Origin of the sequence: Kribbella sp. NPDC051137 (assembly GCF_040682535.1) — a bacterium.
In the GTDB taxonomy this organism is placed as follows: domain Bacteria; phylum Actinomycetota; class Actinomycetes; order Propionibacteriales; family Kribbellaceae; genus Kribbella; species Kribbella karoonensis.
In genome coordinates, this window is sequence record NZ_JBFBBI010000003.1 from 1008860 (window position 1) to 1032271 (window position 23412).

Here is a 23412-nt window from a genome sequence, read left to right on the forward strand (position 1 = left end):
TTCGAGGGATTGAGTCCGCCCATGGGTAATGGTTCGGTCGAGCCTGTCACCAAGCCTGTACCAGCGCAGCAGGAGGTGCCGCAGCTCCCGTGGCGTGTGCCGCTGGACCCGGCGCCGTGGTGGGCCTGGGCCCTGTTCCTGCTGCCGTTCGTCGCCGTGCCGGCGTTGAACTCGTGGCTCTGGATGGGTGCCCGCGACATGCTCGCGGTCGGCCTGCTGACGATCATCGGCGCGTCCGTGGTGCGGGTCGCCGGCGGCGTGGTGCTGTACCGGGTCGAGCTGTTCCCGACCGGCCTGAAGGCGCGGACCAGCATGCTGATCCGCAGCCTGGCCTGGCAGGACGTCGGCAAGATCGAGATCGGCGAGGACAGCGTCGTACTCACCCGCGGGCCCGACGAGCACGAGATCAACGGCATCCCGACGGACCGTACCGCCGAGGTCGCCGCGGTGATGGAGGTGCTGCGGGAACGCTCCCTCACCACCCAGGTCCGCCGCCACCGCCCGCGCCCCGGCATCGGCACTGCCCTGGTCCTGCTCTACGTCGTGCTCTCGATCGGCGCCTTCATGCTCCGCTGGCACCTGGTGATCTGACCCACGGGCCCTCGCCGCTGACCCGCTCGACGGTGATGCGGGCGATCACGCCGGTGTCCCAGATCCCTTCGCCGAAAGGGAATTCCGGCAGTCCCAGGTAGCGCTGCGTCTCGCGGTCCATCAGCGCCTTGTACTCGTCCGGGATCCCCGGCCCCTCGAGCTTCGCCGTACCGCGCAGCACGAGGTACTGCGTGATCCCGCGCCAACCGACCTGGTCGTCCTGGATCAGCAGCGTCACGCGCGGATCGCGGAACAGGTTGCGGGTCTTGCGGTGCGGCGCCTGGATCCCGGCCAGTACGTCGTCGCCGTCGCGTTCCACCCACACGAGCGAGGCCTGCGGCGACCCGTCCGGGTCGATGGTGATGATCGTGGCGTTCTTCGGCTCGTCGAAGAGGCGATAGGCACTTTCGGGAATCATGCGGCAGACGCTAGACAGCACCGTGGGAACCCCCGGGTACCCTGACCGCTGTGTACGGTGTGGAACCCGGCGACGTCTTCCTGGCCGACTGTCCAGCGCGGCTCGCGGTCGAGGTGATCGCGGACAAGTGGTCGGTCGTGGTGCTGTGGGGGCTGAACGATCACGCCCGGCGGCACACCGAGCTGGTCGAGTTGATCGGTGGCATCTCGAAGAAGGTGCTCACGCAGACGCTCCGTCGGCTGCAGGCCAACGGCTTGGTCACCCGTACCGATCACGGCGGTGTCCCACCTCGCGTCGAGTACGACCTGACCGACCTCGGCCGCACGCTGATGGGGCCGATCCGGCTGCTCACGGAGTGGGCCGAAGAGAACGGAGAGGCGGTCCTCGCGGCGCAGGAGGCAGGATGAGCGCATGGACTTTTCTTTGTGGCCCGCGGCTTCCAGGAACTGGCAGTCTGTGCTCGAAGGCGCGGAGTACGCCGAACGGACCGGATGGCACGGGGTCTGGGTTGCCGACCATTTCATGCAGAACGGGGACGACCTCAGCGTCCCGGTGAACGAATGTCTCGCGTTGATCGCGGGGATCGTCGCGCGGACCGAGCGGGTGCGGGTCGGGTCGATGGTGCTCGGGAACACCTACCGGCATCCGGCTGTGGTGGCGAACGCGGCCGCGACGATCGACCAGATGGCGGGCGGTCGGTTCGTGCTCGGGATCGGGGCCGGGTGGCAGGTCAACGAGCACGAGGTGTACGGGATCGAGCTGCCGGCGATCGGCCCGCGGCTCAAGCGGTTCGAGGAAGCCTGTCAGGTGATCACGGGGCTGCTCACCCAGGAGCGTACGTCGTTCGACGGCAAGTACTACCAGTTGCAGGACGCGCCGTGCGAGCCCAAGCCTGCCAAGCTCCCGATTCTGATCGGGGCCTCCGGCGAGAAGGTTGCCCTGGGCATCGTTGCGAAGTATGCGGACGAGTGGAACCACTGGGGGCGGCCGGAGCTCGCGGCGCAGAAGGGTGCGGTGTTCGCCCAGCACTGCGAGCGACTGGGGCGGGATCCGCACGAGGTACGGCGGTCGGCCCAGACGTTCCTGGAGGTCGTCGTGCCCGGCGACGCCGAGGCCGCGGAGCGCAAACAGCGGCTCGAGAGCCGGGGGATGCACGTGATCATGGGGTCGGCGCAGGAAGTGCTCGACGTGGTGGCGCAGTACCCGGACGCGGGCATCGACGAACTGCTGGTGCCGGACGCGTTCCTGGGCGAGGGAATCCGGCGGTTCGACGCGTTGGAGCGGCTGCGCGAAGAGGTGTTAGCGAAGCTCTAGTGTCGCGACGACCGGCCAGTGGTCGCTCGGTACGCGACCTTCGGGACGGAAGTGGGAGACGGCCGCGTCGGTCACGGTCCACTCTGGGGTGACCAGGAGGTGGTCGATGCGGTCGTCGTCGACGGCGCCGGTGAAGTCGTGCCAGCTGCCACCTTCGGACAGCGGTACGGCGAGCCGCAGCCCGGCGTCGACCAGGGTCTTGACCGGCGGCGAGTCCGGGGTCGCGTTCAGGTCGCCCATCACGATCCACGGCAGCGATCCGGTGACCCAGCGGGCGATCAGCCTGGACGACTGCAGTTGCGCGACCTCGCCCGCGTGGTCGTAGTGCGTGTTGACGACGCCGACCGTCGTACCGTTGCGGTGCCGCAGCCAGACCAGGGTGGCGATCCGGGTCAGGTCGGCGTCCCACCCGATCGAGCCCGGCGTCCCCGGGTCGTCGGACAGCCAGCGGGTCTCGTGCCGCTCGATCCGCCAGTCGCCGGGCCGGACCAGGACGGGGGAGTGCTCACCGGCACTCATCCCGTCGTCCCGGCCGGCGCCGACGATCTCGTACTTCGGGAACCGCCAGCGCAGGTACTCGAGCTGGTCGGGCAGCACCTCCTGCAGCCCGACCACGTCGGCGTCCAGCGCTTCGATCGCCGCCACGGTCGCCTTCCGCCGTACCGGCCAGGCGTTGTCGCCGTCCGGTGCGGACGAGTTGCGGATGTTGAACGAAGCGGCGCGGATCTTCATCGGATTGGTCGCGGGGGATCCCGTCCTTCGAGACGGGAAGAATCGCGACTGCCTCCTTTCGGGATTGCGGGCAAATGTCGGTGCCGGCTGATTGGGTAGACGGCGTGTCCCGGTTTCGGATGTCCCCGACTCCCGCGCAGCAGGTTGCGTTGCTGGAGCAGTGTAAGCAGGCGCGGTACATGTGGAACCTTGCGCTCGAGCAGTGGTCGATGTGGACCGCCGACCAGGGCCCGACGCCAGGCTACGTCGAGCAGGCGCGGCAACTGACCGAGGCCCGCGCGGCCTTCGGGTGGCTGCGGGCTGGGTCGCAGACCGTGCAGCAGCAGGCGCTGCGGGACTTCGACCAGGCGGTCAAGAATTTCTGCTCCCGGACCCACCGGCGGCCGACGTGGCGAAAGGCCGGTCGGCACGAGGGCTTTCGCATCGTCGGGTCCCAGGCGTCGAGGATCGTGAGGCTGAACCGGAAGTGGGCGAAGATCAACGTACCGAAGGTCGGCTGGGTTCGGTTCCGGCTGTCCCGTCCTCTACCGGACGTGAAGTCATATCGCATCACTTGCGATGGATTGGGCCGGTGGCATGTCGCGTTCGCCGTCGTCCCGCCCCCGATCGAGGCGCCGGGCACGGGCGAGATCGTCGGAGTGGACCGCGGCGTCACGGTCTCGGCCGCGCTGTCCACCGGTGAACTCTTGTCGTGTCCGGGTCTGTCGAACCGTGAGCAGGAACGGCTGAAGCACCTGCAGCGTCGCTTGGCCCGGTGCTGTCGCGGCTCGAAGCGGCGGCTGCGGGTGAAGGCCGCGATCGCCAACCTGCACGCCTGCGCCACCGACCGGCGCAGGGACTGGGTGGAGAAAACCAGTACCGACCTCGCGCGACGCTTCGACGTCGTCAGGGTCGAAGACCTGCGTATCGCCCAGATGACCAGGCGCCCCAAACCCAAGCCCGACCCGCAACGACCGGGCACGTATGTGCCGAACCGGCGCCGCGCCAAAGCCGGCCTGAACCGCGGCATCCTGGCCAACGGTTGGGGCGACCTCGTGCGTCGTCTGGAGCAGAAGGCGCCAGGTCGAGTCGAGAAAGTGAACCCCGCGTACACGTCGCAGACCTGCAGCGCCTGCAGGCATTGCGCACCGGAGAACCGCGAGAACCAAGCGGTCTTCCGGTGCGTGGCCTGTGGGTACCAGGCTCATGCGGACGTAAACGCGGCCATCAACATCGCGGCCGGACGGGCCGACTGTGCACGCCGAGAGACGCCTGTACAGGTCTCGCCGACGCGTGAACCTCAACTCGCTACCTCCGCGTAGTGGTTGGAATCCCCGTCCCTGAAGGAGCGGGGAGGACGTCAAGGAGCAGATCCTGCCAAACCCATCGCCCGGGTCGCAGCCTGGAGCCGGGGCGTGCTCGCCTCCAGTGCCCGGTCCCGGCCCTGCGCGAGCAGGTGGTCGATCGCGCCCGGGTCGGTCGCCAGCCGCGCGTACTCCTTCTGCAGCGGCTCGACCACCGCCAGTACGGCGTCCGCGACGTCCTGCTTCAGGGCGCCGTACGACGTGTACGAGGCGGCCAGCTCGACCGGGTCGCCGGCGGTGCAGGCGGCCAGGATCTCCAGCAGGTTGGTGACGCCGGGCTTGTTCTTCTCGTCGTGCCGGACAACGTTTTCGGAATCGGTGACAGCGCGCATGATCTGCCGGCGGATCACGTCCGGCGGGTCCAGCAGCCGGATCGTGCCGACCGCGTCGTCGGCGTCGGACTTGCTCATCTTGGCGGTCGGGTTCTGCAGGTCCTTGACCCTGGTCGCCAGCGCCGCCTTGTTCAGCCGCGGTACGACGAACGTCTCGCCGTACTCGCGGTTGAACCGGATCGCGACGTCCCGGGCCAGTTCGACGTGCTGGTCCTGGTCACCGCCGACCGGCACCCGCTCCGCGCCGTACAGCAGGATGTCCGCGGCCATCAGGCACGGGTACGTGAACAGCGAGGCCCGCGTCATCGGGCGGCCCTTGCCCTTCTCCTTGTACTGGATCATCCGGGACAGCTCGCCGACGTACGACGTGCACTCGAGCAGGTACGCGAGCTGGGCGTGCGTGGGCACGTCGGACTGCACGAACACCGTGCCCTCCGGGACGCCGGCCGCGAGCATCAGCGTCGCGAACTCGCGGGTCAGCGTGGCGAGTCTTCGGGGATCGTGCTTGGTCGTCATCGCGTGCAGGTTCGCGACGAAGTAGAAACCGTCCGGGTCGGTGAACCGGCGGAGTGCGCCGAGGTGGTTGCCGAGCGTCAGCCGCCCGGACGGGGTGATGCCGGAAAGCGAGGTCATGATCGTGCCCTTCAGTGGTCGAGAGGCCCCACCGAGGGCAAACAAAAAGGCCGCCTCGGTGAGGCGGCCGTGGTGGCTGCGTGCGAACACGCGCTGGGATGGACCGCCCTAGGCGGCCCACCACAGCTGCAAGTTCGTGTTCACATCATCAGCTTAGCAGTGATTGAACGATCAGCTCGTTGCGGGCGTCCTGGCCCAGCGGCACCGACGGGTGGACTCCGTCGCGCAGGTAGTTGAGCAGCCGGTACGGCTTCACCCAGAGCCACTCGGCCCAGCGAATGATCCGCAGGTTCGGGTACTTGGTCTGCGCGTCGTACAGCTGCATGTTGAGCCACGCGCTGTTGCGCTGGTCGGCCTGCTGCACGGTCGCGGTCACGCTCCTGCGCACGACCTGGATGTCGACCCAGAACACGGTCCGGTCCCGGCCGGCGATGCTCATCGCACGGTCGACCTGGGCCCGGAACTTCGGCGGGTCGAAGATGTCGTTCGAGCCGCTGGCCATCAGGATCCGGCGCGGCAGCCCGTACGCCGACGCGGCCGCCTGCAGCGCGTCGACCGCGCCCGAGCTGGGCCGGCTGGACCAGTTGTTGACGGCGAGCTGGGTGCCGTTGCGGTTCAGCAGCCGGATCGCCAGCGCCTTGCCGTCCTGGACCGAGATGCTGTCGCCGAACATGAAGACGCCGTTGGTCTGCCGGGTCTTCTCGAACTGCGCGGCGGTGGAGATGGCGCGGGTGCTGTTCGTCCACGAGCCCGCGACGCCGGAGCCGTACGGACCGGTGGTCGAGGAGGTGGTGGCGGCGAACTCGACGGCCGCCGGTGCGGCGGCCGCGGTCTGGGCCGAGGCGGCGACCGACGCGGCGGCCGCGGCTGCGCCCACCGTGAAGATCTGCCGTCGGTTGGGTTTCATTTGCCTCACGGAAGAACTGTGGTCCCCTCGGATACCTACTCGCAAGTCCGGATCTCACTGTCCGCAGTCGGACCGTGCCGGAAGTCGTGCAGATTCTCCGGTTTCTCGGCAGAGAAGTGCAAAACCTGTAACGCTTTGCAGTCCGCCGCCGATGAATCGACTGTTGGACCACTGACGGGTCGGCGCGGCCAGGGAGGGGTGTCGCGCCGCCCGTTCGTCTGGGTCGTGTCTCCTGGTCAGGCGGTGGGCACCGGGCTGACGTCGATCGCGTCGAGCTCGGTGTAGCAGGCGCCCTTGGTGAACTTCACCGTGTTCCACCCCGCGTTCAGCGGCAGGTCGACCGCCGACTCCCCGAGCAGGTCCCAGCTGTACGACGGGTAGCTGACGGTCGCCGCCGTACCCCCGTTCGCGGACACCTGGTGGCTGCAGACCGTGCCCATCCCGTTGGCGCCGCGCGCCCGGATCCGGTACGTGCCGGCGCTGCCGACCTGGAACCGGAACGTCACCGAGCTGTCCGGGTAGTCGATGTAGCCGATCTTCGCCCCGCCGGAGGCCGACACGATCGACACCTTCTTCGCGTTCGTGACGGTCGCGTTCGCGGTCTGCTCGGCCTCGAACCGGGTGATCGGTACGCCGGTCAGCGCGCCGTACCAGCGGATCGCGGCCTTCGACGCGGCGCCGTAGTTCGGATGCCACATGTCGACGAAGTCGTACGGCTGGAACAGCCCGGAGTTCGCGTCGACGTAGTGCACGTGCGGGCCGGCGGCGGCGACGATGCCCGGGATCGTGGAGTTGAACGCCGCGACCCGGGCGTAGTGGTTCGGGTCGGCGAGCTGCGGGAGGTTCGCGACGAACAGCTGGACGTCCGGCAGGGTCGTGGTGATGGTGCCGATCAGCGTGGCCAGCTTGCCCGGTGCGGCACCCGCGGAGGTGTCGTCGTACATGTCGTTGGTGCCGATCTGCAGCGTGATCACGTCCGGCCGGTAGGTGGTCAGCCAGCCGGTGACGCTGCCCTGGATCTGGCCGATCGTCCAGCCGCCGTGCCCCTCGTGGTCGCGGTCGCCGAGTACGCCGGCCGGCCCGCTGGTCACCGACCCGACGAAGTCCACCGGTCGCCCGTCGGCGCGCAGCAACTGCCAGAGGTCGGCCCGGTACGCCGCGCCGACGGCGTCACCGCCCGCGGTGTTGGAGTCGCCCAACGGCATGATCCTGGTCGGTGTCGCTCTGTTGACCGGTACGGCTGGTTCGTCGGCGGCCGGCGCCGGGCCGAGAGTGAAGACCAGGGCGCCGAGACTGGCAAGGGCAGGCAAAGCACGAACGATCCCACGCATGGGCGTCTCCTTCGGGGCGGATGGCCCCGATCATCGGCACCCGCGCCCGCCGCGGCAATCTATTCGACCGGCCTGGAACCCGTCACCAGTTCGTCGATCAGCGGGCCGGCGATCGCCATCAGCCGCTCGGGCGGTACGTCGAGACCGTCGAGCTGGACCAGGTGCCGGGAGACGACCAGTCCGAGGGTCAGCGCACCGATCACGCCGGACCGCACCAGCGCGTCGTCACCGGGGAGCTGGTCGGCGATCTGCCGCTGCTGTGCGGTCATCGCCTTGCGGACCTCGCCGGCCGCTTCCGGGTGGCTGAACATCGCGCGCAACGCCGCCAGGGCCCCAACCGGCTCATCGGCCAGCTTCTCGGTGAGTGCGGCGGTGAGCTGCGCCGCGATCTCGTCGGGTGTGCCCTCGATCGCCCCGTCCGCCGGGATCGCTGCCGCCTGCGCGAACAACTGCTCCTTGGAGCCGAAGTACCGCATCACCAGCCCGGGATCGCTGCCCGCCCGGGCGGCGACCATCCGGACCGTGGTCCGGTCGAACCCGTGCTCACCGAACAACTCCCGTGCCGCGCTGAGGATCCTGCTCTCGGTCTGCCTGCGCGCCTCCGCCCTGGTGGTCACTGCTTCAGTCTACGCATGTTGACTCATCGGTGTTACGCTTTCAGTCAACAAGCGTAGACTGAAAGGGGTGGGTGATGGTTCAGACGATCGTGCTGGCCTTCCTGGCCGGGCTGATGGGGCTCAACGGCGTACCGCACTTCGTCACCGGGATCACCGGGCGCGAGTTCCCGAACCTGACCGGAAACTCCGCCACCAACAACGCCGTCGGCGGCCTCGTGGCGTTCGCGATCGCCGCCGTACTGCTGACGTTCGCCCACGTCGGCATGCACCCGTGGGCCGCCCTGGTCGCCGGCGCGACCGGCGCCCTCCTGATGACCGTCTTCCACGCCCGCCGCGGCGCCTACTGGCTGAGCAGACACTTCGGCAGGCCCCTTCCACAAGCTTGACGGTTAAGGTCAGGAGCATGAGTGGTGAGGCGTTGCTGGTGTTCGACGACGGGCTGACGGCGTACGACTTCGGCCGTGGGCATCCGATGAGTCCGATCCGGGTGGAGTTGACGATCAAGCTGGCCCGGGAGCTCGGCGTACTCGATCAGCTGAAGATCGTGCCCGCGCCGACCGCGGACGACGCGCTGCTCGAGACCGTGCACACCGCGGAGTACGTCGCCGCCGTGAAGCACGCCGGCGAGCACCCCGACGACGCCGACCCGGAGCACGGACTCGGTACGTCGGACACGTACTGCTTCCCGCGGATGCACGAGGTCTCCGCGCGGATCGCCGGCGCCTCGGTCGAGGCGGCCCGCGCGGTCTGGGAGGGCGACGTACTGCACGCCGCGAACATCGCCGGCGGTCTGCACCACGCGATGCCCAACCTGGCCAGCGGATTCTGCGTGTACAACGACCCGGCGATCGCGATCCGCTGGCTGCTCGACCACGGCGCGGAGCGGGTCGCGTACGTCGACGTGGACGTGCACCACGGGGACGGCGTACAGACGGTGTTCTACAACGACCCGCGCGTCCTCACGGTCAGCCTGCACGAGTCGCCCACCACGCTCTTCCCGGGGACAGGCAGTGCCGGCGAGACGGGCGGCCCGGACGCGGAAGGTACGGCGGTCAACGTCGCGCTGCCGCCCGGGACCGGGGATGCGGGCTGGTTGCGCGCGTTCCACGCCGTCGTACCGGACGTGGTGAAGGCGTTCCGGCCGCAGGTGCTCGTCACGCAGCACGGGTGCGACTCGCATGTCGAGGATCCGCTGGCGCATCTGACGAAGACCGTGGACGGGCAGCGGGCGGCGTACGTCGCGTTGCACGACCTCGCGCATCGGTTGACCGACGGCAAGTGGATCGCGACCGGTGGTGGCGGGTACGCGATCGTCGACGTGGTGCCGCGGGCGTGGACGCATCTGCTGGCGATCGTGGCCGGGAACCCGATCGACCCGGCGACGCCGGTTCCGGACGCTTGGCGCGAGGAGGTCCAGATGCGCTTCGGCCGGGTGGCTCCGCTGCGGATGACCGACGGCCGGGACCCTTCGTACGTGGACTGGTCGACGGGCTACAACCCGGACACCTGGCTCGACCGGGCGATCAAGGCGACGCGCGACGCGAGCTTCCCGTTGCTCGGGCTGGATCCTTCCTACTGAGTCACAGGAGTCCCCCTCTTTCCCATTCGTACCAACAGCCACTACGCTCGTTGTATGCACGGACGGAGGTGCCGGAGGGGAAGCCGGCGCACGATCCGTGCTGGAAGTGCGGTGCGCAATGGCATCAAAGAAGTCCGGTGGTGAGCAGCCGCTCGCCGAGGTGAAGTTCCTGACCGTGGCGGAAGTCGCCACGGCCATGCGCGTGTCCAAGATGACGGTGTACCGACTGGTGCACTCCGGTGAGCTGCCCGCGGTGCGGGTGGGTCGTTCGTTCCGGGTCTCCGAGGATGCCGTGCACGACTACCTCAAGGGCGCCTTCTTTCAGGCCGGATAACAACACACAGCGAAGGGGCCGGATCCGCGGATCCGGCCCCTTCGTCATGTCCGCAGCCCCCGAAGTGCGGCGGACGCCCGCTCGACGACCTCGTCCGGAAGTCCGGACCAGAGCTCGTGATGTGCGGCGGCGCTCGCCTTCACGGCCTTCTCGGCCAGGGCGATCCCCTCGTCGGTGAGGCGGATCTGCGTGCCGCGGCCGTCGGCCGGATCCGGCTCGCGGACCACGAGCCCCCGCCGTACCAGCTGGTTCGTCACGTTGCTCGTGCCGCCGGTGGACAGCAGCAGGGTCCGGCTGAGGTCGACCGGCTTCTGGCGGTACGGCGTACCCGCGCGGCGCAGCGCCACGATCACGTCGAACTCCGCCGTGGTCAGCCCCAGATCGCGGAGCACCCGCCGGGTGGCCTCGTGCAGTTCGCCGGCCAGCACCAGGATCCGCTTCGTCAGCTCGGTCGACGGATACAGCACCTCCGGCAGTTCCTGCTCCCAGGCGGTGATCAGCCGGTCCACCGGATCGTCGCTCATGGTTGACATCCTAGAAGGCTTTGCTGATAGCTTTCAGTAAAGCTTTCTACTGAGGGAGATGTTCGTGAGGCTGTTGCTCCGGGGCGGGACGGTGATCGACACCCATCCGGAGGTGGTCGTCCGCCGGGACACCGACGTATTGATCGAGGACGGCCGGATCGCGGCCGTGGGTCCCGGGATCGTCGCGGACGCCGAAGTGATCGACGCGCGCGAGCGGATCGTGCTGCCCGGGTTCGTCGACACGCATCGGCACCTGTGGCAGACGGCGCTGCGGGGGACCGTGGTGGACGCCGGGCTCGGGTCGTACTTCGAGGTGGTGCTCGGGGTGTACGGGTCGCGGTTCCGGGCGGAAGATGTTGCCACAGGCAATCTTGTCGGCGCGTTGGAGTGTTTGGATGCCGGGATCACCACCGTGCAGGACTACTCGCATGTGCAGCACACTCCCGAGCACGCCGACGCGGCGCTGGACGCGCTGGAGCGGAGCGGGATCCGGGCAGTGTTCGGGTACGGGCCGTCGCCGCTGAGCGGTGGTGCGGTGGACGCGGGGGAGATGCGGCGGATCATGGCGCGCCGGTCCGATCGGCTCGAGTTGGCTGTCGCGGCGATCGGGCCGTCGTTCGCGCCGTTCGAGACGGTGCGGGCGGACTGGGAGCTGGCGGACTCGCTGGGGGTGCCGGTCGTGGTGCACCTGAGCAGCAGTTCGGAGCTGCCGGATCCGGTGACGCGGTTGCGGGACGCGGGGCTCGCGCGGGCGAACACGCTGTACGTGCACGGCAACAAGCTGACGGACGCCGAGCTGAAGGTGATCGCGGGGACCGGCGCGGCGATGTCGACGACGCCGACCGTCGAGGCCCGGATGCAGATGGGTGACCCGCTGGCCGGACGGTTGCGGGCCGCCGGGGTGCGGTTCGGCCTGGGTATCGACGTGGTGACGACGGCCGGCGGCGACATGTTCCGGGCGATGCACGAAGTTCTCGCCCTTGGCTACGAGAGCTTCAGCGCCGCCGATGTCCTGCAACTGGCAACGTACGGTGGCGCCCAGGCACTCGGTCTGTCGCAGGTGGGATCGCTTGCTGTCGGCAACCACGCCGACCTGATCTTGCTCCGCACCACGGACCTCAACCTCGCCGGCGGCCTCCACGACCCGGTCGCCACCGTCGTCACCGCCGCCCACCCCGGCAACGTCGACACGGTCCTGGTAGGCGGCACCCCCGTCAAACACAACGGCCGCCTCACCAGCACACCGCCCAAAGCCGCACTGACCGCCCTCGCCGAGTCAACCGCCCACCTCACCTCCTGACCCCAATGGGTGGTGCAGGCCGACGTCTCCTCCGCGCGGGGCTTGAGGTTATCGGTTGAGGAGGGCGCGCAGGGCGGTGGTGATCTCTGTGGGGGACGTTTCCGCCATGAAGTGGCCTGCTGTGGTGGTTTGGTGGTGGAGGTCGGTGGTCCAGGTTTTCCAGCGGGCCGCGGCGTCGAAGCCCAGGGCGGCGCCCCAGTCCTGCTGGATCACCGTCACCGGCATCCGGAGCTTGTTGCCTGCGGCAAGATCCTCCTCGTCCTGGGCGACGTCGACGGTCGCCGACGCCCGGTAGTCCGCGACGATCGACGGTACGGCGTTCCGCGACGCCTCCAGGTACGCCGCCCGGACGTCGGCCGGGATCGCCCGCGGATCATTCGCCCAGACGTCGAGGAAGTACCCGAAGAACTCGTCCGCCGACGCCGCGATCATCCGCTCCGGCAGCCCCGGCGGCTGTGCCATCAGGTACAGGTGGAACCCGACCGCCGCACTCGCCCCGTGCATCACGTCCCACATGTCGAGCGTCGGCAGTACGTCGAGAATCATCAGGTGCGAGACGGCGTCCGGGTGGTCGAGTCCCGCCCGGAACGCCACCAGCGCACCCCGGTCGTGCCCGACGAGCCCGAACCGCGAATGCCCGAGGGCCGCGGCCACCGCGACCACGTCCGCCGCCATCTCCCGCTTCGAGTACCCGTCCGCCGGCTTGTCGCTGGCGCCGTACCCGCGTAGATCCGGACAGATCACGGTGTGGTCCGCCGCCAGGTCCCGCGCCACGTGCCGCCACATCACGTGCGTCTGCGGGAACCCGTGCAGCAACACCACCGGCGTTCCCGAACCCCCGACGGCGACGTTCAGCTCGACGTCGCCGGCCCCGCGCACCCGGGTGTACTCGAATCCTTCGATCTTCATGCCCCCAGCGTCGCGCCCGTCGATGAGCAACGGATGAGCGCTACCGTGGCCGGGTGGAGTTCGGGGTGCTCGGGCCGGTCGTGGCCTGGGATCGGCAGCAGGTCGATCTGAAGGGGCCGCGGCACCGGGCGGTGCTGGCGCGGTTGATCGTCGCGCGCGGGCGCGTCGTACCGGCGAGGGTGCTGGTCGACGACCTCTGGAGCGATCCGCCGGAGGGCGCGTTGAGCGCGCTGCGGACCTTCGTCGCGGCACTCCGGCGGGCGATCGAACCGGACCGGGCGCCACGGGCTCCGGCGCGGGTGCTGGTCACCGACGGCCCGGGGTATGCGTTGCGGACCGAGGCCGTCGACGCCTGGCGGTTCGAAAGCGTCGTCCGGGCGGCGTCGCCCACGCTGTCCGAGTTGCAGGATGCGCTGGGGTTGTGGCGCGGGCCGGCGTACGCCGAGTTCGCGGACGAGCCGTGGGCGCTACCGGAGCGGACCCGGTTGACCGAGTTGCGGTTGCGCGCCGTGGAGCGGATCGGGGAGACGCGGCTGGAGTCGGGCCTCGCGGCCGAGGCGGTGCCGGATCTCGATGCGCACGTTGCCGAGCATCCGTGGCGTGAGGACGCGTGGCGGTTGCTGGCGCTGGCGTTGTACCGGAGCGACCGGCAGGGCGACGCGCTCGCCGTACTGCGGCGCGCCCGGGAGACGCTGGTGGGGCAACTCGGGGTGGATCCCGGTCCCGCGCTGGCCCGGCTGGAGCGCGACATCCTCAACCAGGCAACACATCTCACGCCACCCGGCAACGCGCGGACGGAGACCGCCCCGCCCGGCAACGGTCGGGCCGAGATCGCCCCGCCCGGGCACGGCCGGGCGGAGGGCGCGCCGGCGGGGAACGTGTGGGCGGAGGCGGCCGCGGCGTACGACCGGGCTGTCGGTGGCACGCGGGCGCGGATCGAGTCGACCGTCGGGCTGTTGCGCAATCTCGCGGTCACCGGCGGGGGTGGGCTCGAGGCGGCACGCCGGCATCGGCTGGCCGCCGTACGGGCGGCCGAGGAGCTCGGCGATCCTGACGTGACCGCGCGCATCATCGGGGCGTACGACGTACCGGCGATCTGGACGCGCTCCGACGACGAGGCGCAGTCCGCGGCGATCGTGGCGGCGGCCGAACGGGTGCTGCCGACGCAGGACCATCCGAGCATCCGCGCCCGGCTGCTCGCCACGATCGCGCTCGAATCCCGCGGCTCGCGGGACATCCGCCCGCGTGAGGCCGCGCGCGAGGCCGAGCAGCTCGCGCGCGGTCTCGACGATCCGGCGCTGCTGGCGTTCACGTTGAACGGAGTCTTCATGCAGACGTGTTATCGCGCCGGCCTCGCACCGGAACGGGACGCGATCGGTGCGGAACTCGTCACGTTGTCGCAACGCCACAACCTCTTCACCTACGAGGTTCTCGGCCACCTGATCCGCCTGCAATCAGCCTGCGCCCGAGCCGACCACACAGCAGCAGACGACCACGCCGCGGCCGCCGACACCCTCGCCGTACGGCACGAACTCCCACTCGTCGAGGTCTTCACCCGCTGGTACGCCGCCCTCCGCGCCGACACCCCCGAGTCGTACCGCGCCGCCGCCACCCTCCTCACCAGCGCCGGCATGCCCGGCCTGGCCGAGGGCCTCCTCCCCCTGGCCCTAGCTACCCACGCCATCCGCCACAACCAACCCATCCCACCCGCCGACTACGGCCCCCACACCCCGTGGGTGCACGGAACGATCACGCCGGCCGCCCACCGCACCACCCGCGACGCCCCCCCACGGCGGCGCGGAGCCGCGGCGGGGCGGGGGAGTGCTTGAGCCGCCGGCTGGGTTGTTGCTCGAGGTGCATCTGGGGTTGGTCGTGCATGCGGCTCGGCGTTCGGAGGATGGTGAGTTGCTGGCGGTGGCCCAGGAGGCACTGGCGCCGGCGGCTGGTGAGCACGCTGCGGGCAGCGGCCTCGTCACGCTCGGCCCGGTCGCGGACTACCTCGGTTAAAGGTCGTCGGGCGAGGCGGACTCCGACGTGCGCTCGGACTGCCGGCGCAGCTCGTGATGCGACTGGTGGGCGGTCGTCCGGTACGCCTCTTCGTACGCCGCGAGCGCGCCCGCCACACCCGAGCTGCGGCCCCGGCGCTTGGCCCAGGACGCGAACCAGGTCAGGCCCGCGAGCACCACCACGACCCCCGCGAGGAACACGACGTACGCCATGCGATCCACGCTACCTCGCACTCCCAGCCGGCTCCCAGGAACCTTCCAGGGCCGTCGCAGACCGCTCCCTCAGGATGGAATCACCAACCCGAAGGAGGCTCCCGATGCCGATCCGAATCGTCAGAACCGTTGCCGTGGGCACCATCGCGACCCTGGGCCTGGCCGCCGTCGCCTTCACCCCCGCCGCCTACGCGAGCACCACCACGCGCACCGCCACCCCGCACCTGGCCGTCCTCACCAAGCCCGTCACTCCGGTCGCGGTCCGCAAGGCAGCCTAAAGGTCGAGACTCCAATCGTTGCAGCGCATCCAGTGCCCCTTCGGGTACTCGAAGTCGCGCTCGCCGAGTGCCGTGAACCCGGCCTTGCGGCACAACGCGTTGGACGCGGTGTTGGCCACGCCGGGGTACGCGTGCAGCGTCCGGTGTGAGCCCGACGCGGCCGCGACCTTCGCCACCTCGTGCACCGCCTCCGTGGCCAGTCCGCGTCCCTGGAACTCCGGCAGGATCGCCCATCCCGTCTCCCAGACGGTCTCGTCGCCCTCGGCGTGTTCCCAGTACCCGATCGAGCCGGCCCGCTCACCGGCGGCGGTGAGGATCACGAACATCTGCCCGGTGAACGCGTTGTCGACGTACTTGCGATGCCGGTCCCGCAACTTCTCGGGCGTCTCCGGACCACCGAGGTACGCCGTCATCTCGGGCGTGTTGCAGCGCTCGAGCAACTCGAAGTCCTGCTCACTCCAGCTGACCAGCGTCACCATGGACCCAGTACATCAGCGGCCACCGACAAGCTCAGCCGGGACGGCGGGCGCGGAAGGCCAGGGCGTGCGGAATGTCGTGCCCCGCGGGTTCCTCGAACCGCTCGACGACCAGCCCGCTCCCGATGATCGCGTTGAGGTAGTCGGCCAGCGTGAGATGCGACATACCGATCCGCCGCCGGATCCCGTCCTCGGCCCACCACGGCATCTCGGTGTGCCAGCCGGTCTGTCGGTACGTCTGGTACACGGTCCGCCGCCCGTCGTCCTCGTACACGACGTGCGGCCCGTTGAAGCACGGATGGACGCCGTACGCGACCAGCACACCCCCGGGCCGCAGCACCCGCGCGGCCTCCCGCAGTACGGCGCCGAAATCGTCGACGTCGGTCGAGATCCACAGCGTGATCGCGGTGTCGAACGACGCGTCCGCGAACGGCAGGACGGCGGCGTCGCCGTGCAGCAGCGGGCCGTCCGTGCGCATCCGGGCGCGCCGGAGCTGGTCGATCGAGAAGTCCAGGCCGACGACGCTCCGGCCGCTGGCGCGGATGCTGTCGAAGTTCCGCCCGGTGCCGCAGCCGATGTCCAGGCACGGGCCCGAACCGGGGCCGAGCAGTTCCAGCAGACCGGGCTGGTGAGGTGGCGCGTCGGCCCCGAAACGCTCGTCGTACCACTCCGCCAAGCCGTCGTACCGAGCCCGCATCCAGCCTCCCCAGGTAAGGTGCCAGTCTAGTAGAGGAGCCTGCTTTAGGTCGGACAAGCGACCTACGGGTAAGCTTTGCCGACGTTCTCTTTGAGTTTGGATGGTCCGACGTGGGTTCCGTTATCAAGAAGCGCCGTAAGCGTATGGCGAAGAAGAAGCACCGCAAGCTGCTGAAGAAGACGCGGGTGCAGCGCCGCAAGCTCGGCAAGTAAGTAGTTCTGCCGCGCCCGGTCCGGCTGGGGGTAGCTCGTGGCACAGGTGGTGATGGTGACCGGCGTCTCGCGGGACGCCGGTGCTCGCTGTGCTCGGAGACTGACCGAGGACCCGTCGATCGGCGCCGTGATCGGCGTCGACGTGGTCCCGCCGCGCGCGGAGCTCGGCCGGGTCCGGTTCGTCCGGGCCGACATCCGCAACCCGGTGATCGCCAAGGTGATCGCCGCTGAGGACGTGGACACGGTCGTCCACACCGGCGTCGTGGCCACCCCCGGCAGCGCCGGCGGCCGGTCGTCGATGAAGGAGATCAACGTCATCGGCACCATGCAGCTGCTCGCCGCGTGCCAGAAGGCGCCCGGCGTCGCGAAGCTGGTGGTGAAGTCCTCGACCACGGTGTACGGCGCGGGTCCGCGGGACCCGGCGATGTTCACCGAGGAGATGGCGCCGCGGGCGATCCATCACCACGGGCTGAGCAAGGACGCGGTCGAGGTCGAGGGGTACGTGCGGGGTTTCGCCCGGCGCCGCCCCGACGTCTGCGTCAGCACGCTCCGGATGGCGAACTGGATCGGCCCCAAGACAGACTCCCCGATCACCCGGTACTTCGGGCTCCCCGTCGTGCCGACGGTGTTCGGGTACGACGCGCGCCTGCAGTTCCTGCACGAGGACGACGGCGTCGAGGCGATCCGGCATGCCACCGTGCACGACCTGCCGGGGACGTTCAACCTGGCCGGTGACGGCGTACTGTCGCTGTCCCAGGCGATCCGCCGGCTCGGCCGGCCCACGCTCCGGCTGCCGTCGTTCACTGCTTCGAGTACGGCGGCCGTGGTGCGGCGGGCCCGGCTGGCGGACTTCTCGCCGGATCAGATCACGTTCCTGACGTACGGGCGGGGTGTGGACACGACGCGGATGCGCAGCGAGTTCGGGTTCGAGCCCGAGTACACGACCGCGGAGGCGTTCGACGACTTCCGCCGGTCGCTCGGCACCGGCGCGATGTCCCGGGCGTCCGGCCTGCTGCACGCCGGTCTGGGGGCACTCCGTGGCTGACGCCGACATCATCCCGATCGGCGCCGCCGGCCACCCCGGCCGCGGCAGCAGCCGCCGAACCACCCCCTCGTCAGCAGCTCGCTCCCTCGCAGGATCAAAGGCTCGCAAGAAGAACACGCCCCCCGACACCGAACCGCCAACCGCGACCTCCGGCGCCGCGAGCGCGAAGCGCGCGGCTGGGTCGGCTGAACCGGCGGGACGCCGCGGCGGAGCGGGGCGAGGCGTCAGTGGTCGGTCCGCCGCGGACGCTGCCGGCGGCTCCAGCAGCTCCGGCGGCTCGGGGGGCTCGGGCGGCGCCGTGGACAGCGGCGTGCCGGATGTCGACGGGCCGGACGTGTCCCTGGCGGGTGACGGCGGGCTCGACTTGGGCGGGCTGGACTTCGGGCGGCTCGAGCGGGGCGTGCGGGAGCTGTTCGGGGCGGACGGGGAGCGGCGGGTCGCGGAGTGGCTGGCGTTCCTGCGACGGCGGCTGACGGGTGAGTACGAGCTCGACGAGTTCGGGTACGACGCGGAGCTGACCGACCAGGTGCTGTTGCCGATGCTGCGGCCGATGGTGGAGAAGTGGTTCCGGGTCGAGGTGCGGGGAATCGAGAACATCCCGGCCGACGGCAGCGCACTGATCGTCGCGAACCACTCCGGCACGATGCCGCTCGACGGGCTGGTCAGCCAGGTCGTGGTCGCGGACCACACCGGCCGCCCGCTGCGTACGCTCGCGGCTGACCTGGTGTTCCAGACGCCGTTCGTCGGTGAGCTGTCCCGCAAGGGCGGCGCCACGCTGGCGAACAACGACGACGCCGAGCGGCTGCTCCGCCAGGGCAACCTGGTCGGCGTCTGGCCGGAGGGTTTCAAGGGCCTCGGCAAGCCGTTCTCCGAGCGGTACAAGCTGCAGCGCTTCGGCCGCGGCGGGTTCGTCAGCGCCGCGATGCGGACCGGCGTACCGATCGTGCCGTGCTCGATCGTCGGTGCCGAGGAGATCTATCCGCTGGTCGGCAACATCGCTTCACTGGCCCGGCTGCTGGGCGTCCCGTACATCCCGGTCACCCCGTTCTTCCCGCTGCTCGGCCCGCTCGGCCTGATCCCGTTGCCGTCCAAGTGGCTGATCGAGTTCGGCGAACCGATCCGGACCGACGACTTCGCCGACGGCGCCGCGGACGACCCGATGCTGGTCTTCAACGTCACCGACCAGGTCCGCGAAACCATCCAGCAGACCCTCTACACACTGCTCATGCAACGCCGCAGCGTCTTCTTCTAACCCCCGCACACCTGGCCCCCGCGCCACACTCCCGCGTCACGCGCCCGCGCTTCCGCGCCCGCGCTCCTTCCTCCACGTGAGGGGAAATCCGGCTCTCCTGAGCCGGATATCCCCTCGTGTTGTGGGTTCTCTGTTGGTAGTAGAGGGGCGAAGCACCAACACCAACGGATATCCCCTCGCGTGCGAGGGGCGACGGGGCAGCGTGGGCTCCGCGCACCTGGGGGCGTGGGCGCCGCGGCGCGGTGGGGACACCCGCGGGGAGGTGGGACACCGACGGGGAGGCGGGCTGCGCGGGGTGGAGACGACCCAGCCCCCGGCGCGAGCGCCGGGGGCTGGGGTGCTGAGGGCCTGCTACTTCCAGGGTGGAAGCAGAGTCTGGACCAGGCCAGGCAGGTTGATCAGCGGGGTGGTCGGGAACGGCCAGGGCCACGACGGTGTGGCCGGTGTCAACGTGGAAGGCAGCACCGTAGGCGTCGCAATCGGCGAGTTTGACGACGACGGCTTGGGTGGAGTCTTCAGGACGGTCGGCGGCGGAGTAGCGGACTCCTCGAGGATCGTCGTGTTCGGCACATTGGTCGGCGTGGTGCCCGGTTGCTGCGAGGTCGAGTCCACCGGGGTCGGGATCGTCGACGAAGCCTTCGGGCTGGTCGACGAGGCCTTCACCGGGTCGCTCGGCTCGTTCACGCCGGGGGTGGTGCGGTTCGGATGGTTGCTCGTGGTGCTGCCGGTGCTCGGGGCTCCGGCGGCCGGCTTCGGCGCATCGCACTTCGGGCACGCGGCCGTGGTGAGTTGCGCCAGCTGCTCGATCGTGGCGAGCGCCTCGACACCGGACTTCAACGACTCCGGCGGGAGGTTCGGCGTCGCGCCCACCAAGGCCTGGCGGGCGCTGGTGATGAACGACGTGATCGCACTGATCGAGCTCTCGTCGCTGTTCTGCTGGTACGACGCGAGCAGCCGGGACACGCCCTTGCGGGCCTGCGCCGAGAAGTCGTCCAGCGTCGCGTTGATGGTGTCCACCGAACCGCCGTTGTCGGTCAGCTCGCGGACTTCGGACAACCTGGTCATCGCATGCTCGAGGTCGCGCCGGCCGCGGGAGTCGTCGCCGACACCCACATTGGTGGCCACGTTCTCGATACTGCGCTTCATCCCGTACAACGTGTCGCCGGGCATCGCCTGCTGGGCGGCGGCGGCAGAACCGATGCCACCTCCCAGCAGCACCAGCGCGGCTGTCGAGGCCACCAACCGGATCTTCCGGCCCTGGCGGCGGCGGATATCTGTCACGGACGCGCCAACGTCCTCGCTACCCGGCGGGTCGTCCGAGTCGTCTGGTGCGGTGTGCACCGTCAGCTGAGTCCCAGTGGTCGCCGCCCGCGCCGCCGCCTGCTCCATCAGGCGGTGCCGCAGCTCGGCACTGAACTCGGGTCGCGGTGCAACTGCGCCGGCGGTCCTCAGCCGTCCGACCAGCTCCACAGCTTCCAGCAACTCTGGATCGTCGCCCAGTCGCGCGGAGTGACGGGGCCCGTGATCGACGGCGTGCGCGAATGCCTCCGCGCGCGCTCGAGCCCTGTGTAGGTCACTCATGAGTTCTCGTTCTCCTCAATGGCCAGTCGGGGTCACCGACAGGTCCTCACCAGGCAAACGAGGTAACTCCCTGACTGGTTACGAAAGACGTTCGTTGTCATCCGCCTCATCTCAAGTCCTTGGGGATAACCTTCGCCAAGTGCCGCACGGCTCTCAGCTGGAGCTGCTTGACGGCGCCCTCGGATTTCTCCAGCGCCTTGGCCGTCTCGGCGATCGACAGGCCCGCGAAGAACCGCATCGTCAGGCAGTCACGTTGCTCGTCGGGCAGGCCGGCGACCGCGTCCCGGAGTACCTCCGCGGTGGCCGCGGCCAGCACGTCGATCTCCGGACCCTCGGTCTGCCGGTCGTGGGTCTCGATCTCGTCGGTGACCACCTCGAGCCGGACCCGGCCGGACTTGTAGTGGTCGGTGATCAGGTTCCGGGCGATCGTCACCAGCCAGGCGCCGAAATCCCGGCCCTGCCAGCGGAACGAGTCCAGCGCGCGGAGCGCCCGCACGAAGGTCTCGCTGGTCAGGTCCTCGGCGAGTGCCGACGACGACACCCGGGCGTAGATGTAGCGATAGACGGTGAGCGAGTACTCGTCGTACAGCTCACCGAAGGCACCGACGTCCCCGGCCTGGGCGCGATCGACGAGCTCTGCACGTCGCATCCCGTCCGGGCTTGGTTCCGGCGTGGTCAAGTTGTCTCCCCGTTCGACTGACACGTCGTTCGACACATCCGCGAATGGCCTCAGTAACTGAATCAGCACAGAGCGTTACCGCTCGGGCACGTGCTGTCAACAGGCTGGGGCGTGCCGCCTTCCGTCCGGTCCGATGGTCACGAATGCGCCAGCGGACTGCGTCCGGTGCAAAACGGAGCAGCCTGCTGTCGGGGAGTGGTACGTCGCGCATGAGGATCCCCGCGCGGACGGGTTTCTGCAGTGTGAGGTTCGACAGAAGCTCGGCCGCGAAGTCACCTGTATATCGGTGGTCACGCTCCGCTGCAACCGTTCTGGGCAAGCTGGTTGCTCCCGGCCCGGATCCCGGGCGTGACAGACTCGCCTGGTGAACGTGAATTTCGCGGACATCCTTCGTGACACAGCGCAACGTCACGGCGGGCGTCCCGCGCTGGTCGACGGGGATCGGCGGCTGACCTGGAGCGAGCTCGACCAGGCCGTCGACCGGACCGCGCAGGGGCTCGCCGCGGCCGGCCTGGTACCGGGCTACCGGGTGCTGCTCCTGGTTGCCAACAGCATCGAGTTCGTCACGTCCTACCTGGGCGTTCTCCGGGCCGGGCTGGTCGCCGTACCGCTGAACACCGGCCTCACCAAGCCCGAGCTGGCGACCGTCGCGGAGCACTCCGGGGCCCGGCTGGCGATCGTCGACGCGGTCCTCGCGGAGCGCGTCGAGGGGGTCCGGACGGTGGCCCCGGACGAGCTCCAGGGTGACGCTCCGTTACTTCCGGCGATCGACCCGGAGACCCTCGCGGTGCTCCTCTACACGTCCGGGACCAGTGGCGACCCGCGGGCCGCGATGCTCACCCATCGGGCACTTTCGGCGAATGTGCAGAACCTCACCCAGCTCGGCGAGGACCGGATGGGCCCCGAGGACGTGGTGCTCGGGGTGCTGCCGATGTTCCACGCGTTCGGCCTGAACGCGGTCCTCGGCTGGGCGGTCGCCACCGGCGCCGCGCTGATCGTCGAGCGCCGGTTCGACCCGGAGCAGACCCTCGGACTGATCGGCCGGTACGGCGTGACCCGGCTGCCGCTCGCCCCGCCGGCCCTGCACGCGCTGCTGTCCCGCCCGGACCTGCGGGAGGGGCTGAAGACGGTCAAGGTCGTGCTGACCGGGGCGTCCACCCTCGACCGTGGGCTGGCGGACCGGTTCGAAGCGGCGACCGGCCTGCACGTCCACCAGGGCTACGGGCTGACCGAGGCGTCCCCCGGCGTCACCACGACGCTCGGCGAGGCCGCTCCGAAGCCGGGCTCGGTCGGCCGGCCGCTGCCGAACGTCGAGCTCCGGATCGCCGACGAGCAGGGCGAGGACGTCGAGGGCGACGACCCGGGGGAGATCCTGATCCGCGGCGGCAACCTGTTCTCCGGCTACTGGCCGGACGGTGCCGACGGCCCGGACGCGGACGGCTGGTACCGGACCGGTGACGTCGGATACCTGGACGCCGACGGCGACCTGTTCCTGGTCGACCGGTTGCGCGAGCTGATCATCGTGTCCGGCTTCAACGTCTTCCCGAGCGAGGTCGAGGACGTCCTGGTGGGTGCTCCGGGCGTCCGCGAGGCCGCGGTGATCGGCGTACCGTCCGAGGAGACCGGCGAGGCGGTGAAGGCGTTCGTGGTGCCGTTGCCGGACGCATCGGTCGACGTCGCAACGGTCCGGGAGTACGCCGCGGCCCGGCTGGCCCGGTTCAAGTGCCCGGTGGAGATCGAGGTGGTGGAGCACCTGCCGCACTCGGTCACCGGCAAGGTCGCGAAGGGACGGCTGCGGGAGCGATGAGCAGGGTCTTGATGTATGGGAAACCAGGGTGTCATCTCTGCGACGACGCCCGGGAGATCATCCGGGCGGTCTGCGCCGAGGCGGGCGTGGAGTGGTCCGAGGTGGACATCACACAGGACGACCGGTTGTTCACGCAGTACGGCGAACAGATCCCGGTCACGTTCGTGGACGGCAAGCAGCACGACTTCTGGCGTGTGGACCCCGCTCGACTGCGAAAAGCGCTGATGAGGTAGGGGTCACTTTCGCCGATTTTGTTCTCACGTTCACAAGCTCCTAGAGTAAGAGAGCCGCCGGCCGTCAGA

28 protein-coding genes are annotated in these 23412 nt (G+C 69.7%); 15 read left to right on the top strand and 13 right to left on the bottom strand.

Translation table 11 applies throughout. The features are described 5' to 3' along the window. Positions 1–21 precede the first annotated feature (21 nt). On the top strand, positions 22–591 hold the full coding sequence (locus tag AB0M51_RS19985) for a hypothetical protein (protein ID WP_344197562.1): 570 nt from the start codon (positions 22–24) through the stop codon (positions 589–591). Here the strand turns inward: AB0M51_RS19985 and AB0M51_RS19990 are convergent. Next, positions 563–1009: a TIGR03618 family F420-dependent PPOX class oxidoreductase gene (locus tag AB0M51_RS19990; RefSeq protein ID WP_344197564.1), complete on the bottom strand. Its 447-nt coding sequence runs from the start codon at positions 1007–1009 to the stop codon at positions 563–565. The genes AB0M51_RS19985 and AB0M51_RS19990 overlap by 29 nt on opposite strands. A 50-nt stretch (positions 1010–1059) precedes the next feature. Between AB0M51_RS19990 and AB0M51_RS19995 the strand changes: the two genes are divergently transcribed. Next, positions 1060–1416: a helix-turn-helix domain-containing protein gene (locus tag AB0M51_RS19995; RefSeq protein WP_344197566.1), complete on the top strand. Its 357-nt coding sequence runs from the start codon at positions 1060–1062 to the stop codon at positions 1414–1416. Positions 1417–1420: 4 nt separating this feature from the next. Beyond that, positions 1421–2323, top strand: coding sequence for a TIGR03560 family F420-dependent LLM class oxidoreductase (locus tag AB0M51_RS20000; protein ID WP_344197568.1), 903 nt, complete (start codon positions 1421–1423; stop codon positions 2321–2323). On the opposite strand, the gene AB0M51_RS20005 is transcribed toward AB0M51_RS20000, so the two are convergent. Continuing rightward, a complete protein-coding gene (locus tag AB0M51_RS20005; protein WP_344197571.1) occupies positions 2309–3055 on the bottom strand; it encodes an endonuclease/exonuclease/phosphatase family protein in 747 nt (248 codons plus the stop codon). The genes AB0M51_RS20000 and AB0M51_RS20005 overlap by 15 nt on opposite strands. Positions 3056–3174: 119 nt before the next feature. On the opposite strand from AB0M51_RS20005, the gene AB0M51_RS20010 reads away from it, so the two are divergent. Next, on the top strand, positions 3175–4356 hold the full coding sequence (locus AB0M51_RS20010) for a transposase (RefSeq protein WP_363749867.1): 1182 nt from the start codon (positions 3175–3177) through the stop codon (positions 4354–4356). Positions 4357–4394: 38 nt separating this feature from the next. Here the strand turns inward: AB0M51_RS20010 and trpS are convergent, their stop codons facing one another. The 4 genes from trpS to AB0M51_RS20030 form a co-directional block, all read right to left on the bottom strand. Continuing rightward, the gene (gene trpS / locus AB0M51_RS20015; protein ID WP_344197573.1) at positions 4395–5363 is read right to left on the bottom strand and encodes a tryptophan--tRNA ligase; all 969 of its coding nucleotides are present in this window, start codon (positions 5361–5363) and stop codon (positions 4395–4397) included. A 148-nt stretch (positions 5364–5511) separates the two neighbouring features. Then, positions 5512–6270: a hypothetical protein gene (locus AB0M51_RS20020; protein WP_344197575.1), complete on the bottom strand. Its 759-nt coding sequence runs from the start codon at positions 6268–6270 to the stop codon at positions 5512–5514. Positions 6271–6506: 236 nt separating this feature from the next. Further along, complete coding sequence (locus tag AB0M51_RS20025; RefSeq protein WP_344197577.1) at positions 6507–7601, bottom strand: GDSL-type esterase/lipase family protein; 1095 nt, start codon at positions 7599–7601, stop codon at positions 6507–6509. A gap of 59 nt (positions 7602–7660) precedes the next feature. Then, the gene (locus AB0M51_RS20030) at positions 7661–8218 is read right to left on the bottom strand and encodes a TetR family transcriptional regulator (RefSeq protein ID WP_363749706.1); all 558 of its coding nucleotides are present in this window, start codon (positions 8216–8218) and stop codon (positions 7661–7663) included. A 74-nt stretch (positions 8219–8292) separates the two neighbouring features. On the opposite strand from AB0M51_RS20030, the gene AB0M51_RS20035 reads away from it, so the two are divergent. The 3 genes from AB0M51_RS20035 (at position 8293) to AB0M51_RS20045 (ending at position 10131) form a co-directional block, all read left to right on the top strand. Continuing rightward, on the top strand, positions 8293–8604 hold the full coding sequence (locus AB0M51_RS20035) for a hypothetical protein (protein WP_363749707.1): 312 nt from the start codon (positions 8293–8295) through the stop codon (positions 8602–8604). A 17-nt stretch (positions 8605–8621) separates the two neighbouring features. Continuing rightward, a complete protein-coding gene (locus AB0M51_RS20040; protein WP_344197582.1) occupies positions 8622–9797 on the top strand; it encodes an acetoin utilization protein AcuC in 1176 nt (391 codons plus the stop codon). 118 nt (positions 9798–9915) lie between these two features. After that, positions 9916–10131, top strand: coding sequence for a helix-turn-helix domain-containing protein (locus AB0M51_RS20045; RefSeq protein ID WP_012923942.1), 216 nt, complete (start codon positions 9916–9918; stop codon positions 10129–10131). Positions 10132–10175: 44 nt separating this feature from the next. Here the strand turns inward: AB0M51_RS20045 and AB0M51_RS20050 are convergent, their stop codons facing one another. Further along, positions 10176–10655: a MarR family transcriptional regulator gene (locus AB0M51_RS20050; RefSeq protein ID WP_344197583.1), complete on the bottom strand. Its 480-nt coding sequence runs from the start codon at positions 10653–10655 to the stop codon at positions 10176–10178. Positions 10656–10719: 64 nt separating this feature from the next. Between AB0M51_RS20050 and AB0M51_RS20055 the strand changes: the two genes are divergently transcribed. Further along, positions 10720–11955, top strand: a complete 1236-nt coding sequence (locus AB0M51_RS20055; protein WP_344197585.1) for an amidohydrolase family protein — start codon at positions 10720–10722, stop codon at positions 11953–11955. A gap of 48 nt (positions 11956–12003) precedes the next feature. On the opposite strand, the gene AB0M51_RS20060 is transcribed toward AB0M51_RS20055, so the two are convergent. Further along, positions 12004–12864, bottom strand: coding sequence for an alpha/beta hydrolase (locus AB0M51_RS20060; protein ID WP_344197587.1), 861 nt, complete (start codon positions 12862–12864; stop codon positions 12004–12006). A 53-nt stretch (positions 12865–12917) separates the two neighbouring features. Between AB0M51_RS20060 and AB0M51_RS20065 the strand changes: the two genes are divergently transcribed. Further along, on the top strand, positions 12918–14693 hold the full coding sequence (locus tag AB0M51_RS20065; protein WP_363749708.1) for a BTAD domain-containing putative transcriptional regulator: 1776 nt from the start codon (positions 12918–12920) through the stop codon (positions 14691–14693). Between the two features lie 174 nt (positions 14694–14867). Here AB0M51_RS20065 and AB0M51_RS20070 read toward each other — a convergent pair whose 3' ends face one another. Further along, the gene (locus AB0M51_RS20070; protein ID WP_344197590.1) at positions 14868–15083 is read right to left on the bottom strand and encodes a hypothetical protein; all 216 of its coding nucleotides are present in this window, start codon (positions 15081–15083) and stop codon (positions 14868–14870) included. Positions 15084–15187: 104 nt separating this feature from the next. On the opposite strand from AB0M51_RS20070, the gene AB0M51_RS20075 reads away from it, so the two are divergent. Next, positions 15188–15361 carry a hypothetical protein gene (locus AB0M51_RS20075; protein WP_344197591.1) on the top strand — a complete coding sequence of 58 codons (174 nt, stop codon included), beginning with the start codon at positions 15188–15190 and terminating at the stop codon, positions 15359–15361. Here AB0M51_RS20075 and AB0M51_RS20080 read toward each other — a convergent pair. Further along, positions 15358–15840, bottom strand: a complete 483-nt coding sequence (locus tag AB0M51_RS20080; protein WP_344197593.1) for a GNAT family N-acetyltransferase — start codon at positions 15838–15840, stop codon at positions 15358–15360. The genes AB0M51_RS20075 and AB0M51_RS20080 overlap by 4 nt on opposite strands. A gap of 31 nt (positions 15841–15871) precedes the next feature. Next, the gene (locus AB0M51_RS20085) at positions 15872–16534 is read right to left on the bottom strand and encodes a class I SAM-dependent methyltransferase (RefSeq protein WP_344197595.1); all 663 of its coding nucleotides are present in this window, start codon (positions 16532–16534) and stop codon (positions 15872–15874) included. A 110-nt stretch (positions 16535–16644) separates the two neighbouring features. Between AB0M51_RS20085 and AB0M51_RS20090 the strand changes: the two genes are divergently transcribed. The 3 genes from AB0M51_RS20090 (at position 16645) to AB0M51_RS20100 (ending at position 19043) form a co-directional block, all read left to right on the top strand. Next, entirely contained in the window at positions 16645–16746 is a 102-nt protein-coding gene (locus AB0M51_RS20090; RefSeq protein ID WP_008356322.1) for an AURKAIP1/COX24 domain-containing protein, read from the top strand. 37 nt (positions 16747–16783) lie between these two features. Further along, on the top strand, positions 16784–17791 hold the full coding sequence (locus tag AB0M51_RS20095) for an NAD-dependent epimerase/dehydratase family protein (RefSeq protein WP_344197597.1): 1008 nt from the start codon (positions 16784–16786) through the stop codon (positions 17789–17791). A 310-nt stretch (positions 17792–18101) separates the two neighbouring features. Further along, positions 18102–19043, top strand: coding sequence for a lysophospholipid acyltransferase family protein (locus AB0M51_RS20100; protein WP_344197599.1), 942 nt, complete (start codon positions 18102–18104; stop codon positions 19041–19043). Positions 19044–19394: 351 nt separating this feature from the next. Here AB0M51_RS20100 and AB0M51_RS20105 read toward each other — a convergent pair whose 3' ends face one another. Together AB0M51_RS20105 and AB0M51_RS20110 are read right to left on the bottom strand one after the other, a co-directional pair. After that, positions 19395–20525, bottom strand: coding sequence for a DUF5667 domain-containing protein (locus AB0M51_RS20105; RefSeq protein WP_344197601.1), 1131 nt, complete (start codon positions 20523–20525; stop codon positions 19395–19397). A 205-nt stretch (positions 20526–20730) separates the two neighbouring features. Then, complete coding sequence (locus AB0M51_RS20110) at positions 20731–21273, bottom strand: sigma-70 family RNA polymerase sigma factor (RefSeq protein WP_130384882.1); 543 nt, start codon at positions 21271–21273, stop codon at positions 20731–20733. A gap of 394 nt (positions 21274–21667) precedes the next feature. Between AB0M51_RS20110 and AB0M51_RS20115 the strand changes: the two genes are divergently transcribed. Beyond that, entirely contained in the window at positions 21668–23110 is a 1443-nt protein-coding gene (locus tag AB0M51_RS20115; protein ID WP_344197604.1) for an AMP-binding protein, read from the top strand. An 11-nt stretch (positions 23111–23121) separates the two neighbouring features. Beyond that, positions 23122–23343, top strand: a complete 222-nt coding sequence (locus tag AB0M51_RS20120) for a glutaredoxin family protein (RefSeq protein ID WP_344197606.1) — start codon at positions 23122–23124, stop codon at positions 23341–23343. Positions 23344–23412: the final 69 nt, after the last annotated feature.